The organism is Halomonas sp. KM-1 (assembly GCF_000246875.1).
GTDB lineage: Bacteria > Pseudomonadota > Gammaproteobacteria > Pseudomonadales > Halomonadaceae > Halomonas > Halomonas aerodenitrificans.
The window spans coordinates 20,066-34,514 of sequence record NZ_BAEU01000106.1 but is presented as its reverse complement, the minus strand read 5'-3'; the positions used below and the strand labels follow the sequence as shown (position 1 = coordinate 34,514).

The window sequence follows — 14,449 nt, the reverse complement described above, 5'->3', positions numbered from 1 at the left end:
GCAAGCCATGTGCCGATTAACTCGCCTCTCGCAACCCTTTGGCTACTCAGAATTTAAGTCATCCTAGCGCTGCTATTCGGCCAGCATCGACCATAATACCCAACGCTAAGCGCTACAAAATAAAACAAGAAAGCCCGGCCTTTCGACCGGGCTGAATCTTCGCTTCCCTACTACCACCTCGAGCTTCCTGCTCAAGCATCCCTGGAGGTGAGTCATCCTGACTCGATCATCCCTGATGAGCCTCCCTGGCTCATGCGTACAGTCTGGCAGCCAAGAAGCCCTCTGTATTTAACCTGAGATAAGCGAGTTTGTAGGAAATGACGGACACGGGTTGTAATAGATGCGCCACAACAGAAGGTGGCTGCACTCCAGTCCATTCTCACTGATTTCCATCTGCTCTATCGGAGGGCACTTGCCAGCCGCATTAGCATAGTTGCAACAACCTCAGGACCGAGCGGCGCTGCGGCATCGACAAGGCGCTTTTCGATATCGGCAACGATTGCAGAGGCTGCCACCAGGGCCTGAGCGCCCGCGGTCGTCAACTCGGTCTTCTGAACGCGCCCGTGCTCCGGATGAGGGGTACGTTTGATGAAGCCCAACTTCTCGAGCGTGACGAGGATCGCCTGCATTGTCTGCGGCGTGACGAAGGCTTGACGCGCCAGCGCGGCGTTTGAAGCTCCTGGCTCGACCTTCAAGTAGGCAAGCACCGCATATTGCGGCGTGGTCAGACCGATCTGACGCAATTCAGCATCCATACGCGTCCGAAGCGCTTGTTGGGCCTGCTTCAGCGCGAAGCCGATCGTTGCATAGGGGTCGTCCATCAGCAAACTCGTGTTGACATATCAGGGCCCTTATATGATATAAGCACCCTGATACTACCAAATCCGGCAATACAAGGAAACCCCGTCATGCCGCATCTAATCGGACCCGATTTCATTGGTCTTCAAGTCCAAGACATTGAAGCCGCGCGCACCTTCTACACCGACGTCGTCGGGCTCCAACCCGCGCCCATGAGCCCGCCGGGAGCCGTCGTGTTCGACACCAAGCCTGTGCCGTTTGCCATCCGTACGCCTGTCATCGATCTGGAGGCGACCGACAAGCTGGGCTGGGGCATTGCCATCTGGTTCGGCTGTGATGACGCTGATGCACTGCACGACCATCTCATTGGTCAAGGCGTCGAAGTCGAATTTGCTCCGAAGGACGGGCCGTTCGGCCGTTATTTCGCCTTCCGCGATCCGTTCGGCTACTCAATCACGGCCCACACGGTCGTGAAGTCCTGATTCAGCAACCAGGGAAACGGCATGACAAAGCCCAGTCAGCCCGCTTAGTTGACTGATCAGGGGAACGGCACAAGGATGTGCCGCGATGACAAGCCCTGCGCGCCAGTCAGGGCGCTATTGGCCGCATGATAGGTGGGGTACGAATAACGCAAAAAACCAGCCGCAAGCGACTGGTTTTTCGGAATCTGTGGCGGAGAGGGAGGGATTCGAACCCTCGAAGCCTTTCGACTTACACACTTTCCAGGCGTGCTCCTTCGACCACTCGGACACCTCTCCACATTGGGGTTCTTCCACGGGGGCAGCGCCCTTGTGCGTCAGAACGGCGCAAAGTCTAACGGCTTATGTGCGCGTTTGCAAGCCGGTTTTTCGGTTCGAGCACATTCAGCCGGCGTCCAGCACGGCGTAGTCGCCGTGGGCTTCCAGGCACAGGGTTTCGCCGCACCAGAGCTGCTGGACAAGACCGATGCGGCCGCGCCCACGGCTCGTCAGTCGCTCGGCCAGGCTCGCCGGGCCCTGTTCGCTCTGGGCAGCACAGACGATGCGGTAATCGCCGGTAACGGGGGCCAGGAAGCGCTGGCTGGCTTCGGCCACGACGACGTCGCGGGCGTAGCCGCGCTGGCGCAGCCAAAGGGTGGTCCAACACCAGCCCAGCAGGGTGGTCTGGGCGGTGAGCGCCCCGCCGAAGCCGGTGCCCTTGTCGTTGAGGTTGGGCTCGAGCGCGAGCTCCCACACCAGGCTCTCCCCTTCCCAGCGCATCTCGCGAATGCCCAGGTGCGCGACCATGGGAATGGCCTCGGCCAGCCAGGCGAGAAACGCCTGCGGCACGTCGCTCTGGCCGGGCTCGGGCAGCGACAGCCGTGGGTGGGGTATACCGATTTCCCGCATGGGTCAGGTCCAGCGTTCGACGAAGTCGCCGACGTTATGCTCGGCAATGGGCTTGTGGCGTCCGCCGAGCTGGCCCAGATAAAGGAAGGCGATCAGCTCGTCGTCTTCCTCCAGCCCGAGCCCCTTGCGCACGGTGGGGTCGAAGGCGTACTTGCCGCTGCGCCACATGGCGCCAAGGCCAAGGGCATGGGTCGCCAACAGGATGCCGTGGGCGGCACAGCCGGCGGAGATCACCTGCTCGATCTTGGGCACCTTGGGCATATCGGGGGTGACCTTGGCGATCACCGCGATGACCATGGGGGCGCGCAGCGGCTTCTTGCGCGCCGCATCCAGGGCGGCATCTTCGATGTCCGGGTCCTCACGGTACTCGGCCTCGGCGAACAGCTCGCCCAGCCGCTCTAGTCCCTCACCGGTGAACTCGATGAAACGCCAGGGGCGCAGTTCCTTGTGGTCCGGCGCGCGCAGCGCGGCGCGATAGATCGCTTCCATCTGCTCGGGGCCGGGGGCCGGCCCCATCAGCTTGCCCATGGAGCTGCGTTCGTGCAGCAGGGTCATCGCATCCATGTTGCTCTCCTCTCGAGTCTTTCTCGGCACTCTACCCAAGGCGCTACTGCCGCGCCAGGCGCAGGGGCTCGGGCGGGCGTTCGCCGGGAGTGGCGCGCCAGGGGCTGATGTCGAGCCCGCCGCGGCGCACGTAGCGCGCCAGCACCAGCAGGCGCTCCGGTTTCGCCCTGGCCATCAGGTCGGTGAAGATGTGCTCCACGCAGTGCTCGTGGAAATCCTGATGTTGACGATAGCCGATCAGGTAGCGCAGCAGGCTCTCGCGGTCGAGCCTGGGGCCGCGATAGCGAATCAGTACGCTGCCCCAGTCGGGCTGGCCGGTGACCGGGCAGTTGGACTTGAGCAGGTGCGAATAGAGCGTCTCCTCGACGATCTCCTCTCCCACCTTCAAGTGCTCGGCGCTGGGAGTGTAGGCGTCGATCTCAATGTCGAGTTCGTCCAGGCACTCGCCGGGCAGCCGACACACCGCCAGCGCCGCGTCGTCGACATCGAACAGCTCCACCGAGACCGGTGCCCCGGCGGCCTGGGCCAGATCGCGCTCGAGGATTTCGATCACCTGTTCGCGGCTGTCGAAGCGGGTCTGGTTGAAGCCGTTGAGGTAGAGCTTCCACGACTTCGACTCGATCAGGTTGGGCGACTCCGCCGGCAGACGAAAACGTGCCACGGCCACCAGCGGCTTACCGCGGGCGTTGAGCCAGCTAACCTCGAAGGCGTGCCACTCATCCTCGCCGACGAAGGGCAGTTTGCCCTCTTCGATGCCCAGCGGCGTGCGATTGGCCGCGCGGGGGATGGGATAGAGCAACCCGGCATCGTAGTGCTCGGGATAGGCGGACTCGCGCCCCAGCGGAGCATGCTCGAGCGTGTCAGGACGTTGACTCATGATCTGATACCTTTACCCCTCTCCAGCATCCACAGGGCGATGGCGAAGAGCACGATGATGAAAGCGAAGATGGCCGTCAGCGCCCAGCCTACCGGAATGTCGGAGATACCGAGAAAGCCGTGGCGGAACACGTTGACCATATAGAGTATCGGGTTGAGCAGCGAGACGTTCTGCCAGAAGGTCGGCAGCAGCGAGATCGAGTAGAACACCCCGCCCAGATAGGTCAGCGGCGTGAGCACGAAGGTCGGCACGATGGAGACGTCGTCGAACTTGTCGGCCAGCAGTGCATTGATGAAGCCGCCAATGGAGAACAGCGCCGCGGTGAGCACCACCACCCCGAGGGTCAACAGCGGGTGAGCCACGCTGATGCGTGTGAAGAACAGCGATACCAGGGTGACGATGGCGCCCACCCCCAGGCCGCGGGCCATGCCGCCCAGCACGAAGCCGGCCAGGATCACCCAATTGGGCATGGGAGAGACCATCATCTCCTCCACGCTGCGCTGGAACTTGTTGGAGAAGAAACTGGAGGCCACGTTGGAGTAGCTGTTGGTGATCACCGCCATCATGATCAGCCCCGGGACGATGAAGTCCATGTAGCTGAAGCCGTCCATCTCGCCGATGCGCGGGCCGATCAGGCTGCCGAAGATGATGAAGTACATGGCCATGGTGATGGAGGGCGGCAGCAGGGTCTGCGGCCAAATCCGCGTGAAGCGCTTGATCTCCTTGAGTACCAGGGTCCACAGGGCGATGGCGATCTGAGCGGCGCTCACTTGCTCACCTCCGCTCCGTCGAGTTCGCGCTGCATCTCATTACCCTGCTCCACCATCGACACGAACATCTCCTCAAGCCGGTTGGCGCGGTTGCGCATGGAAACTACCTCGATGCCCTGCTCGCCCAGGGCGGCGAAAACATCGTTGAGCCGCTGGCCGCGGTGCACCACCACGGCGAGCTGGGCACCCTCCACCTTGTTCACCTCGAAGCCCTCGACGTGCGGGGCCTGCTCCACCGGGCGGGCCAGGTCGAGCAGGAAGGTTTCGGTATCGAGTTCGGCGAGCAGCTCGCGCACGCCGGTGTTCCGCACGATCTCGCCGTGGTTGATGATCGCCACGTTGCGGCAGAGGCTCTCGGCCTCCTCGAGATAGTGGGTGGTGAGGATGATGGTGGTGCCCTCCTCACGATTGATGCGGCGCATGTACTCCCACATGCTGCGACGCAGCTCGATGTCGACGCCGGCGGTGGGCTCATCGAGAATCAGCAGTTTGGGGCGGTGCATCAGGGCGCGGGCGATCATCAGGCGGCGCTTCATGCCGCCGGAGAGCATGCGCGCGCTGCCGTTGCGCTTGTCCCACAGACCGAGGTCCTTGAGCAGTTGCTCGGCACGGGGCAACGCCTCGCTGCGCGGCATGCCGTAGTAGCCTGCCTGGGCCAGCACGATGTCGATGACCTTCTCGAACTGGTTGAAGTTGAACTCCTGGGGCACCACGCCCAGGTGGTACTTGGCCCGGGCGAAGTCGCGGTCGATGTCGATACCGAAGATCGAGACCCGGCCGGCGGTTTTCTGCACCAGCGAGCACACCACGCCCAGGGTGGTGGACTTGCCGGCCCCGTTGGGGCCCAGCAGGGCGAAGAAATCTCCCTGCTCGACGTCGAGATCGATACCCTTCAGGGCATGAAAGCCGTTGCCGTAGACCTTCGTCAGGCCACGGATCGACAGCGCCGGTTCGGCCATGGGACATCCTTGCGTTGGGATGAAGTGCGAGTCCAAGAGATTAGGGCGCGAAGGAATTTTTCAAGTCGCCGCCTGGAAAAACGCCGAAACCCTCGCCCATGGGCAAGGTCATCAAATTAAGTAGGGGGGCCGAGCCTTGGCATCTTGATGGGCGCAGAAGAAACTGGAGCGGGAAAGGAGATTCGACGGTCCGGCGCCCCGGCTTCCGGCCCGAGCCTTGGCATCTTGGACATTGGATAGAAAAACTGGAGCGGGAAAGGAGATTCGAACTCCCGACCCTCGCCTTGGCAAGGCGATGCTCTACCACTGAGCTATTCCCGCTTACTGCCTCTGGAGTGTCGCCCTGGACATCACAGAGTATCGAAGTGGCGTCCCATAGGGGGTTCGAACCCCTGTTCCCGCCGTGAAAGGGCGGTGTCCTAGGCCACTAGACGAATGGGACGCAAAAGCCAGACCGTGCTGGAGCGGGAAAGGAGATTCGAACTCCCGACCCTCGCCTTGGCAAGGCGATGCTCTACCACTGAGCTATTCCCGCATGCACGAACATCTATGCTATCGATAAAGCTACTTCTACCGCAACCGGAAGGTGGCGTCCCATAGGGGGTTCGAACCCCTGTTCCCGCCGTGAAAGGGCGGTGTCCTGGACCACTAGACGAATGGGACGCAAAAGCCGGACCGTGCTGGAGCGGGAAGGTGATTCGATCGGACTGGCGCACCAGCTCCCGACCCTTCACCGAACCTGCTCATTCTGCCGAAGCAGAATTTGGAGCGGGAAAGGAGATTCGAACTCCCGACCCTCGCCTTGGCAAGGCGATGCTCTACCACTGAGCTATTCCCGCACTCTGCTCTTGCACTTCGGTCCTACACTCCGGTACCCGTTGAAACCAGCGTAAAACGAGTGGCGTCCCATAGGGGGTTCGAACCCCTGTTCCCGCCGTGAAAGGGCGGTGTCCTGGACCACTAGACGAATGGGACGCTGTCGTCTCGCTTTCGCCTCAACGAGGTGGCGCGAATGTTACTCAAGCCCCCCGAGGCTGTCAACTGTCGGCCTCGGGCTGGCCGAAAAGAGGGAAAACGGCCAAGCTTTCAGTGTCAGATGAAGTCGACGTCGCCCAGCAGGAGAGAGGCCATGCGCAAGAAGATCGTGAAGAGCGATGCCGAGTGGCAAGCCCAGCTTACCCCTGAGCAGTATCGCGTGACGCGCCAGCAGGGCACCGAGCGCCCTTTCAGCGGCGACTACCAGGTGACCGGCGAGCACGGCATCTACCACTGTGTCTGCTGCAATGCTCCACTGTTCGAAAATGAGCACAAGTTCGAAGCCGGCTGCGGCTGGCCCAGCTTCGACCGCCCATTGGGCAAGGCCGCCGTCGAGGAACGCCCCGACGACTCCCACGCCATGCAGCGCACCGAGGTCGTGTGCGCTCACTGCGACGCTCACCTGGGCCATGTGTTCCCCGATGGCCCGCCCCACACCACCGGGCTACGCTACTGCATCAATTCGGTGTCCATCTCCTTCCATCCCGGCGAGTAGTCCTCCTCCACCCTGCTGAGGCCGCCCTTCTGCTATGATGGGCGGCCTCGTACGGTTTGCAGGAGTGGCACATGCTCGGCTGGTATCCGGGACACATGAACAAGGCGCGCCGCCAGATCCAGGAGGCGCTGCCGGAAATCGACGTGGCGATCGAGGTGCTCGACGCCCGCCTGCCCTACTCCAGTGCCAACCCCATGCTGGCCGGCCTGACCCGCCACAAGCCGGTACTCAAGATCCTCTCGCGGGCCGACCTGGCCGACCCGGAGCTTACCCGGGAGTGGGTGGAGCACTTCGATTCGCTGCCCGACACCCGCGCGCTGGCGGTCACCACCACCAACGCCCGCGAGCTCAAGCGCATCCCCAAGCTGTGCCATGAGCTGGCCGGGCAGGTACGCGCCGACCGCGATGTGCGGGTGATGATCATGGGCATTCCCAACGTCGGCAAGTCGACCCTGATCAACGGCCTGGCCGGCAAGGCCATCGCCAAGACCGGCAACGAGCCAGCGGTGACCAAACGCCAGCAGAAGGTGCGCATTGCCGGCCGCGTGGCGCTGATCGACACCCCCGGCGTGCTGTGGCCAAAGATCGAAGATCAGGCCAGCGCCTATCGCCTGGCCGCCAGCGGTGCCATACGCGATACCGCCATCGATTACGTCGACGTGGCGGTGGTCACCGCCGCCGAGCTGGCCCGCCGCTATCCCGAGGCGTTGAAGGCTCGTTACAAGCTGACCGCCCTGCCGCCCTACGTGCCCAACCTTCAGGCTGAACAAGTAGAGGCGGATGGACCGAAGCGCATCGACCTGCTCGCCATGGCCGGCTTCGACGGCCATGCGATACTGGCCGAGATCGCCAGCCGTCGTGGCGGGCTGCGCCCCGGCGGCGAGATCGACCTGCATCGCGGCGCCGAGGTCCTGCTGCATGAGCTGCGCGACGGCAAGCTGGGCCGTTTGACGCTGGAAACCCCCGCCGACATCCCGCCGCCGGAAGCCGACGAAGAGCCAATGCCACAAGCGGCGATCAGCGATAGCGGCGACGCCGACAACCCCGCATAATCACTGAGTTCCGGCAGCAGGGCTGACCGGAGCCACCGGACACCACTGGAATCTCGGACACCTCATGGATACGCCCTCCACGTTCAGGAAATCGTACAAGCTCGACAACGTCTGCTATGACATCCGCGGCCCCGTGCTCGAGCACGCCAAGCGGCTGGAAGACGAAGGCCACCGCATCCTCAAGCTGAACATCGGCAATCCCGCGCCGTTCGGCTTCGAGGCCCCGGAGGAAATCCTCCAGGACGTAATGCGCAACCTGCCCACTGCGCAGGGCTACTGCGATTCCAAGGGGTTGTATTCGGCACGCAAGGCGATCATGCAGGAGTGCCAACGCAAGGAGATTCCCGGCGTAGGCATCGAGGACATCTTCATCGGCAACGGGGTGTCCGAGCTGATCGTGATGGCGCTGCAGGCACTGCTCAACGATGGCGACGAGGTGCTGATTCCCGCCCCCGACTACCCGCTGTGGACCGCCGCCGCCCATCTTTCCGGCGGTCATGCGGTGCACTATCGCTGCGACGAGCAGGCCGACTGGGCGCCGGACATCTCCGACGTGCGCGCCAAGGTTACCAGCCACACCCGCGCCATCGTCATCATCAACCCCAACAACCCCACCGGCGCGGTCTATCCGCCCGAAGTGGTGCGCGAGCTGCTGGCCATCGCCCGCGAGCACGATCTCGTGGTGTTCTCCGACGAGATCTACGACAAGATCCTCTACGACGATACCGAGCACGTCTCCACCGGCGCGCTGGCCGACGAGGACCAGTTGGTAGTGACTCTCAACGGCCTGTCCAAGAGCTACCGCTGCGCCGGCTTCCGCTCCGGCTGGATGATTCTTTCCGGCAGCGTGGCCATGCAACGCGCGCAGGATTACATCCAGGGCCTCAACATGCTCGCCTCGATGCGCCTGTGCGCCAACGTGCCGGCCCAGCACGCCATCCAGACGGCACTGGGCGGCTATCAGTCGATCAACGACCTGATCCTGCCCGGCGGCAGGCTGCTGGCCCAGCGCGACATCACCTACGAGAAACTCAACGCCATTCCCGGGGTGAGCTGCACCAAGGCCAAGGGCGCGCTCTACGCCTTCCCGCGGCTCGATCCCAAGGTCTACCCCATCCAGGACGACCAGAAGCTGGTGCTCGATCTGCTGCTGCAGGAAAGAATCCTGCTGGTACAGGGCACCGCCTTCAACTGGCCCGAGCCGGACCACGTGCGTATCGTCACCCTGCCCTGGGCCGATCAGCTCGGCGACGCTCTGGATCGCTTCGCCCGCTTCCTGTCACGCTATCGCCAGTAAGCGTCGGCCTAGACCCGATTTTTCGGCTCGGACTTGAAACCTCCGTTAACCAGCCGTATCTAATCAACAGATTTTCTGGGCCGCCCGGTGCGGCCCTCGCTTCCTTGAGATGACCGGAGACTCCGAACGATGATGAGAATACTGCTCTTCCTGGGCACCAACCTGGCAGTGATCCTCGTCGCCAGCATCACGCTGCGACTGCTTGGGGTGGAGGGTTACCTGCGCGGCGAGGGCTTCAACTTCAATGCCCTGCTGATCTTCTGCTTCATCGTCGGCATGGCCGGCTCGCTGATCTCGCTGTTCCTGTCGAAGTGGATGGCCAAGCGCGGCACCGGCACGGTGGTGATCACCCAGCCGAGCAACGCTACCGAGAAGTGGCTGCTCGATACCGTCGAGGAGCTGTCCCGTGAGGCCGGCATCAAGACGCCCGAGGTCGGCATCTTCCCTGCGCAGCAGTCCAACGCCTTCGCCACCGGCTGGAACAAGAACGACGCCCTGGTGGCGGTTTCCGCCGGTCTGCTCAACCGTATGCGCCCGGAAGAGGTGCGCGCGGTACTGGCTCACGAGATCGGCCACGTGGCCAACGGCGACATGGTCACCCTGGCGCTGATCCAGGGCGTGGTGAACACCTTCGTGATGTTCTTCGCCCGCGCCGTGGCCCACCTGGTCGACAACTTCCTGCGCGCCCGCAGCGGCGGTGAAGGCGGCCTGGGCTTCATGGGTTACTTCGCGGTGGTGATCGTCGCCGAGATCGTGTTCGGCCTGATCGCCTCGGCCATCGTTGCCTGGTTCTCGCGCTACCGCGAGTACCGTGCCGACGCGGCGGGCGCCCAGCTGGCCGGTTCCGGCGCCATGATCAATGCCCTGGCCCGGCTCAAGGCGGAGACCGAGCTGCCCGATCAGATGCCCGACACCCTGCGCGCCATGGCCATCACCAAGGGCCAGACCCGCTCGCTGATGGAGCGTCTGTTCGCCAGTCACCCGCCGCTGGACGATCGTATTCGTGCGCTCAAGGAAGCCGCTTACCGCTGAGCCCTGCACGAGAAACCGGTACATGAGCCCGATACATAACTCGGTCCCAAAGACCGGTACGCAGCAGTAGAACCAGAAGAGCCCGTCGCTACGACGGGCTCTTCTGCGTTCAGGCCTGTTGCAAAATGGAACCTCACGCCAGACGCAGTCCCGCACCCTGCAGCCAGGCTGCGTGAGCCGAGGCCGCTTCGCCCAGCTCGAGGTTGAGCGTCGAGAGCTCCCGGCGCAGCGGATAGTTGGCGCGGCAGGCGTCGAAGCCAGCTGCCATGCCCAGCTGGCGGCTCTCCCGCAACAGGCTGTCATGGTCGCGACGCACGTCGTAAACCGCACGCAGGCAGAGCCGCAGCGTCTCCTCGGCATCGAGCCCACCTTCAAGGACCAGACGCGAGACGGGGGGCCTGGGCAGTAGATCGTCCAGCCCAAGCCGTGCCGGCAAGCCCAGATGCCGGCACAGCGCGGTATAGATCTGGTGCGTGCCGCGCAGCTTGCCATCCAGGCTGTGACCGGCGATGTGGGGGGTGGCAATGGCGGCCAGATCGCGCAGCGCCGGGTGGATGGCCGGCTCGTCCTCCCACACATCGAGTACCGCCGTGATGTCGCCCGGGCCGGACAGCCGCTGACGCAGCGCCGCGCCGTCCACGCAGTCGCCCCGCCCGGCATTGAGCAGCAGCGTGCCGGGGGCCAGCTCGGCGATGCGCTGCGCATCGAGCAGATGATGAGTGGCGTGTGGCCCTTCGCGAACCAGCGGCGTGTGCAGGCAGAGCACGTCGCACTCGTCGATGAGGGTATCGAGAGCCGCGAAGCCCTCACTGCCCTCACGTTCAGCCCGGGGCGGGTCGCAGGCCAGGCAGGCGATGCCCATGGCGCTCAGTCGGGCCAGCAGTCTACCGCCCACGTTGCCCACGCCGACGATGCCTACCCGGCGCTCGGCGAGTCGCCAACCCTGACGCTCGGCCAGCGTGAGCAGACTGCCCAGCACGTAGTCGACCACCGCTTCGGCATTGCAGCCCGGTGCGCTGGCGAAAGCGATGCCGTGTCGCGCCAGCGCCGCCTGGTCGACATGGTCGGTGCCGATGGTACAGGTACCGACGAAACGCAGCCAGGAGCCCCGAGCCACGGCGGTGTCGAGCGTCGCCGCGTCGAGCCGCGTGATGGAGCGAATCACCAGCACGTCGATGTCCTGCAGGGCCGCCGCATCGATCTCGCGCCCCGGCCGCCTCACCAGTTCGCCCAGTTGGCCGAAGCAGGCCTCGGCGCCCGGCACGTTGGCATCGACGAGAATACGCATGTTCACTCCCAGTAAAGCTCTTCCAGCACCACGGCAGGAATGGGCGCATCGCTCCATACACCCTGCAGATTCGACTTGCGTATGGCCTGCTGCGGCTTGAGAAACAGAAAGACGTGAACCGCCTCTTCGGCCAGATGACGCTGCGCCTCAGCCAGCAGGCGGTGACGCTCGGCCGGGTCCTGCTGCGCCTCGATGCGTGACCAGAGCTCGCGAAACGTCTCGCTGTGGTAGTTGAAGTAGTAATCATCGCGAGCGTAGATGTCGATGTCCATCGGTTCCACGTGGGCGATCACGGTCACGTCGTAGTCACGCTCGGTGAACACCTGACTCAGCCACTCCCCCCAGGAGACCCGCTGCAGCTCGACCTCGAAGCCAACCGCCTCCAGGTCCGAGGCGATGTACAGGCTGCTCTGCTCGGCATATTGCGTGGGCGGTACCGTCAGCGCTATACGGGTTCCGTCTCTGAAGCCGGCCTCGGCGAGCAGCCCTCGCGCCCGCTCGGGGTCGTAGGGATAGCGCTGGCTCAGGTCCACGTAGGCCGGATGGCGCGGCGAAAAGTGACTGCCGATCAGGGGCGGGTCGATGGAAGGATAGATCGCCAGCAGCGCTTCGCGATCGACGGCATGGGAAAGTGCACGGCGCACACGTATGTCCTGGAAGAGTGCACGGCCATGATTCATGGCCAGCAGCACTTCACCCTCGCTGAGACCGTCCTGGATCTCGTAGTCGGCTCGCTGCATGAGCGGCATATGAGCGGTCAGGCTGCTGGCATCGGGGTAGAGATCGATGGCACCCTCCGAGAGCAGATTCTCCAGTTCTACCCGGTTGGGGGTGAAGGTGAACAGCGCCTCGCGAATGGCTGGCAGCTCGCCCCAATACGCTTCGAAGACACGCAGCCGAACGCCCTCCTTGCGCTCCCAGCCGACGAATCTGTAGGGGCCGGTGCCCACCGGATGCGTACGGTTGGTGTGTACCGTATCGGGATGGACGATCACGGCGGCGGAGAGCGCCAGGCGGAATGGCAATAGCGCATCGGGCTGCTCCAGCTCGATGCGCAATTCATGCGTCCCCACTTCCTCTACGTGGCGAATCGCCCGGAACAGATGGCGCTGTGGATTGGCATTCTCGGCCTCCAGCAGGCGCCGCAGGCTATACGCCGCCACTCCAGAGTCGAATGCCTTGCCGTGATGAAAGAGGACGTCGCTACGCAAGACGAAGCGATAGACGAGGCCATCCTCGCTGACCTCCCAGCGGCTGGCCAGCGCCGGCTGCACCTCGCCATGCCGGCCGATGCGAGTGAGGCCCTGAAAGACATTCAGATGCAACGCCTCGGCCACGGTGCTGGATGCCGTCAGCGTGGGGTCGAGGTGCGGTGGTTCCAATTGCAGCTCGACCCGCAGGAGGGCCTGGGAAGCGTCTCCTGGCACCGCCAGGAACGAAAGGCTTGCGAGCAGAACCACCGCCAGCCGCCGGCTGAACGCATCACCCATAGGCCGCCTCTTCGGAATCGTCATTCGAAAGCCACTGATACATGACGCGATTGCGCCCGCTGCGCTTGGCCCGATAGAGCGCTTCGTCGGCCGCCTTGAGTGCTTCGTCGAACTCGCCGCCCGCCAACTGTTGTGCCAGGCCGAAGCTTGCCGTGACACGCAGCGCCGTTTCGCCAAGCTCGATGGCATGACTTTCGAATTCCTGGCGTATCTGCTCCAGCATGGGCGCCACTGCGTCGATGTCGAGTCCGGGCAGCAGCGCCACGAACTCCTCGCCGCCGTAGCGGGCCAGCAGAGCCGACTCGGGCAGCCCCCGCCGCAGCCGGTCGGCAACCCGACGAATCACCCGGTCGCCTGCCTCGTGGCCATGGGTGTCGTTGATCGCCTTGAAGTGGTCGATATCGATCATTGCCACGCAATAATGCTCGGCCACCAGGACGCTGCGGCGCTCATTGCACTCGCGTTCGAAGTAGTGTCGGTTGCGCAGTTGGGTCAAGGCGTCATGCGTGGCCAGGAAGTCGAGCTCCCGGTTCATCGCCATGATCCGCCGTTCGTTGTCGTTGATGCGATAGACATAGCGTTGAATGGAGCGCGCCATCTGGGCGATTTCGTCGCTACCGTCCACTCGAAGCTCATTCGGGGCGGGACGCTCACGGCTGATGACCCGCTGCAGCTTGACCACCCTGCGCACCACCGAGCGGTTGATGTGAAACGCCGTGGCCAGCAGCAACAGGATGGCAATCAGGGCAAAGCCCTTCAAGGCGCCCTCCCGCTGGCGCAGTTGCTGCTCCATCTGCTCGGCCGAATCGCGAATGGCGAGGCGAATACCGCTGACGTGATAGCCGATGGCCACGTTCAGATCCTGGGAGAGAGAACGATTGGTGCGCATCTGCCGGGCCAGCAGCCTTTCGGTCTCGCGCAGCTGGGCATCGCTGGTCTCGTCCGGCGCTTGCTGAAGCTGCCCAACGAGATCGATACGCCGCTGAACCAGAGCGTCCAGTGCGTCGAAGCTCTCCATCAGTTGATCGCGCACTCGCTCGATATCATCGAAGCTGCCTGCCTCGCCGCGTATGGCGGCAAGCTCATCCACCAGCCGTTCCATCCATTCACGCCGGTCGGCGATCTCGAACAGAGCCTGGCGCCGGCTGAAGTGATCGTCGGCCAGCAGCAGCATCGCGCCGCTGCCCAGCATGCTCTCGCTCTGCTGCATCAAACGGCTGGCCGTCATCAAGGCATGGGTATGCCGCTCGGAGAACTGCGAGACGGTCACGCGATACTCACCGAAGGAGTGTAACGCCAGCAGAATGGTGGCCAGTATGACCAGTGTCGGCACCATCGTGAGAGCGGCCAGCCTGGCTGTCAGTCCAAAAACTCTTCTCATGTCATACCAGCCACCCTCTTCCCTCGCTTGCTCGAGGACACCG

14 protein-coding genes and 7 tRNA genes are annotated in these 14,449 nt (G+C 63.7%); 5 read left to right on the top strand and 16 right to left on the bottom strand.

Annotated elements, in window-relative coordinates:
* Positions 1-398: 398 nt before the first annotated feature.
* Positions 399-821, bottom strand: a complete 423-nt coding sequence (locus B8115_RS11000) for a MarR family winged helix-turn-helix transcriptional regulator (RefSeq protein ID WP_010627847.1) — start codon at positions 819-821, stop codon at positions 399-401.
* Between the two features lie 87 nt (positions 822-908).
* Between B8115_RS11000 and B8115_RS10995 the strand changes: the two genes are divergently transcribed.
* On the top strand, positions 909-1,280 hold the full coding sequence (locus B8115_RS10995) for a VOC family protein (protein ID WP_010627846.1): 372 nt from the start codon (positions 909-911) through the stop codon (positions 1,278-1,280).
* Between the two features lie 188 nt (positions 1,281-1,468).
* On the opposite strand, the gene B8115_RS10990 is transcribed toward B8115_RS10995, so the two are convergent.
* The 12 genes from B8115_RS10990 to B8115_RS10935 all read right to left on the bottom strand — a co-directional run bounded on the left by B8115_RS10990 (position 1,469) and on the right by B8115_RS10935 (position 6,310).
* Positions 1,469-1,556, bottom strand: a tRNA-Ser gene (locus B8115_RS10990).
* Between the two features lie 105 nt (positions 1,557-1,661).
* Positions 1,662-2,165, bottom strand: a complete 504-nt coding sequence (locus tag B8115_RS10985) for a YiiD C-terminal domain-containing protein (RefSeq protein ID WP_010627845.1) — start codon at positions 2,163-2,165, stop codon at positions 1,662-1,664.
* Positions 2,166-2,168: 3 nt separating this feature from the next.
* Positions 2,169-2,729: a nitroreductase gene (locus tag B8115_RS10980; RefSeq protein WP_010627844.1), complete on the bottom strand. Its 561-nt coding sequence runs from the start codon at positions 2,727-2,729 to the stop codon at positions 2,169-2,171.
* 43 nt (positions 2,730-2,772) lie between these two features.
* Positions 2,773-3,606: an NADPH-dependent 7-cyano-7-deazaguanine reductase QueF gene (queF, locus tag B8115_RS10975; protein WP_010627843.1), complete on the bottom strand. Its 834-nt coding sequence runs from the start codon at positions 3,604-3,606 to the stop codon at positions 2,773-2,775.
* The gene (locus B8115_RS10970) at positions 3,603-4,376 is read right to left on the bottom strand and encodes an ABC transporter permease (protein ID WP_010627842.1); all 774 of its coding nucleotides are present in this window, start codon (positions 4,374-4,376) and stop codon (positions 3,603-3,605) included. Before B8115_RS10970 ends, queF begins: the two co-directional genes overlap by 4 nt.
* Entirely contained in the window at positions 4,373-5,335 is a 963-nt protein-coding gene (locus tag B8115_RS10965) for an ABC transporter ATP-binding protein (RefSeq protein ID WP_010627841.1), read from the bottom strand. The genes B8115_RS10970 and B8115_RS10965 overlap by 4 nt, the downstream gene beginning before the upstream one ends.
* Before the next feature lie 246 nt (positions 5,336-5,581).
* Positions 5,582-5,656, bottom strand: a tRNA-Gly gene (locus B8115_RS10960).
* A gap of 45 nt (positions 5,657-5,701) precedes the next feature.
* Positions 5,702-5,777 (bottom strand) — tRNA-Glu (locus B8115_RS10955).
* Between the two features lie 18 nt (positions 5,778-5,795).
* A tRNA-Gly gene (locus B8115_RS10950) sits at positions 5,796-5,870 on the bottom strand.
* Between the two features lie 52 nt (positions 5,871-5,922).
* Positions 5,923-5,998 (bottom strand) — tRNA-Glu (locus tag B8115_RS10945).
* 101 nt (positions 5,999-6,099) lie between these two features.
* Positions 6,100-6,174: transfer RNA gene (locus tag B8115_RS10940), tRNA-Gly, on the bottom strand.
* A 60-nt stretch (positions 6,175-6,234) separates the two neighbouring features.
* Positions 6,235-6,310 (bottom strand) — tRNA-Glu (locus B8115_RS10935).
* Between the two features lie 154 nt (positions 6,311-6,464).
* Between B8115_RS10935 and msrB the strand changes: the two genes are divergently transcribed.
* The 4 genes from msrB to htpX all read left to right on the top strand — a co-directional run bounded on the left by msrB (position 6,465) and on the right by htpX (position 10,247).
* A complete protein-coding gene (gene msrB / locus B8115_RS10930) occupies positions 6,465-6,866 on the top strand; it encodes a peptide-methionine (R)-S-oxide reductase MsrB (protein WP_010627840.1) in 402 nt (133 codons plus the stop codon).
* A 71-nt stretch (positions 6,867-6,937) separates the two neighbouring features.
* Entirely contained in the window at positions 6,938-7,918 is a 981-nt protein-coding gene (gene ylqF / locus B8115_RS10925) for a ribosome biogenesis GTPase YlqF (RefSeq protein WP_010627839.1), read from the top strand.
* 64 nt (positions 7,919-7,982) lie between these two features.
* Positions 7,983-9,215: a pyridoxal phosphate-dependent aminotransferase gene (locus B8115_RS10920; protein ID WP_010627838.1), complete on the top strand. Its 1,233-nt coding sequence runs from the start codon at positions 7,983-7,985 to the stop codon at positions 9,213-9,215.
* A 129-nt stretch (positions 9,216-9,344) separates the two neighbouring features.
* Positions 9,345-10,247, top strand: a complete 903-nt coding sequence (htpX, locus tag B8115_RS10915; RefSeq protein ID WP_010627837.1) for a protease HtpX — start codon at positions 9,345-9,347, stop codon at positions 10,245-10,247.
* 133 nt (positions 10,248-10,380) lie between these two features.
* On the opposite strand, the gene pdxB is transcribed toward htpX, so the two are convergent.
* Genes pdxB through B8115_RS10900 form a run of 3 tightly spaced genes read right to left on the bottom strand, consistent with a single transcriptional unit; the run spans position 10,381 to position 14,406 of the window.
* The gene (gene pdxB / locus B8115_RS10910) at positions 10,381-11,535 is read right to left on the bottom strand and encodes a 4-phosphoerythronate dehydrogenase PdxB (protein ID WP_026038050.1); all 1,155 of its coding nucleotides are present in this window, start codon (positions 11,533-11,535) and stop codon (positions 10,381-10,383) included.
* Between the two features lie 2 nt (positions 11,536-11,537).
* A complete protein-coding gene (locus B8115_RS10905; protein ID WP_010627835.1) occupies positions 11,538-13,025 on the bottom strand; it encodes an ABC transporter substrate-binding protein in 1,488 nt (495 codons plus the stop codon).
* The gene (locus B8115_RS10900; protein ID WP_083861822.1) at positions 13,018-14,406 is read right to left on the bottom strand and encodes a diguanylate cyclase; all 1,389 of its coding nucleotides are present in this window, start codon (positions 14,404-14,406) and stop codon (positions 13,018-13,020) included. The genes B8115_RS10905 and B8115_RS10900 overlap by 8 nt, the downstream gene beginning before the upstream one ends.
* Positions 14,407-14,449: the final 43 nt, after the last annotated feature.

What these genes read in the sequence shown, in the direction of transcription:
- B8115_RS10965 (WP_010627841.1), bottom strand. Translation starts at nt 5,335, where the DNA reads ATGGCCGAACCGGCGCTGTCGATCCGTGGCCTGACGAAGGTCTACGGC.
- htpX (WP_010627837.1), top strand. Translation starts at nt 9,345, where the DNA reads ATGATGAGAATACTGCTCTTCCTGGGCACCAACCTGGCAGTGATCCTC.
- B8115_RS10980 (WP_010627844.1), bottom strand. Translation starts at nt 2,729, where the DNA reads ATGGATGCGATGACCCTGCTGCACGAACGCAGCTCCATGGGCAAGCTG.
- B8115_RS10985 (WP_010627845.1), bottom strand. Translation starts at nt 2,165, where the DNA reads ATGCGGGAAATCGGTATACCCCACCCACGGCTGTCGCTGCCCGAGCCC.
- B8115_RS10900 (WP_083861822.1), bottom strand. Translation starts at nt 14,406, where the DNA reads ATGAGAAGAGTTTTTGGACTGACAGCCAGGCTGGCCGCTCTCACGATG.
- pdxB (WP_026038050.1), bottom strand. Translation starts at nt 11,535, where the DNA reads ATGCGTATTCTCGTCGATGCCAACGTGCCGGGCGCCGAGGCCTGCTTC.
- B8115_RS11000 (WP_010627847.1), bottom strand. Translation starts at nt 821, where the DNA reads ATGGACGACCCCTATGCAACGATCGGCTTCGCGCTGAAGCAGGCCCAA.
- msrB (WP_010627840.1), top strand. Translation starts at nt 6,465, where the DNA reads ATGCGCAAGAAGATCGTGAAGAGCGATGCCGAGTGGCAAGCCCAGCTT.
- B8115_RS10905 (WP_010627835.1), bottom strand. Translation starts at nt 13,025, where the DNA reads ATGGGTGATGCGTTCAGCCGGCGGCTGGCGGTGGTTCTGCTCGCAAGC.
- queF (WP_010627843.1), bottom strand. Translation starts at nt 3,606, where the DNA reads ATGAGTCAACGTCCTGACACGCTCGAGCATGCTCCGCTGGGGCGCGAG.
- B8115_RS10995 (WP_010627846.1), top strand. Translation starts at nt 909, where the DNA reads ATGCCGCATCTAATCGGACCCGATTTCATTGGTCTTCAAGTCCAAGAC.
- B8115_RS10920 (WP_010627838.1), top strand. Translation starts at nt 7,983, where the DNA reads ATGGATACGCCCTCCACGTTCAGGAAATCGTACAAGCTCGACAACGTC.
- ylqF (WP_010627839.1), top strand. Translation starts at nt 6,938, where the DNA reads ATGCTCGGCTGGTATCCGGGACACATGAACAAGGCGCGCCGCCAGATC.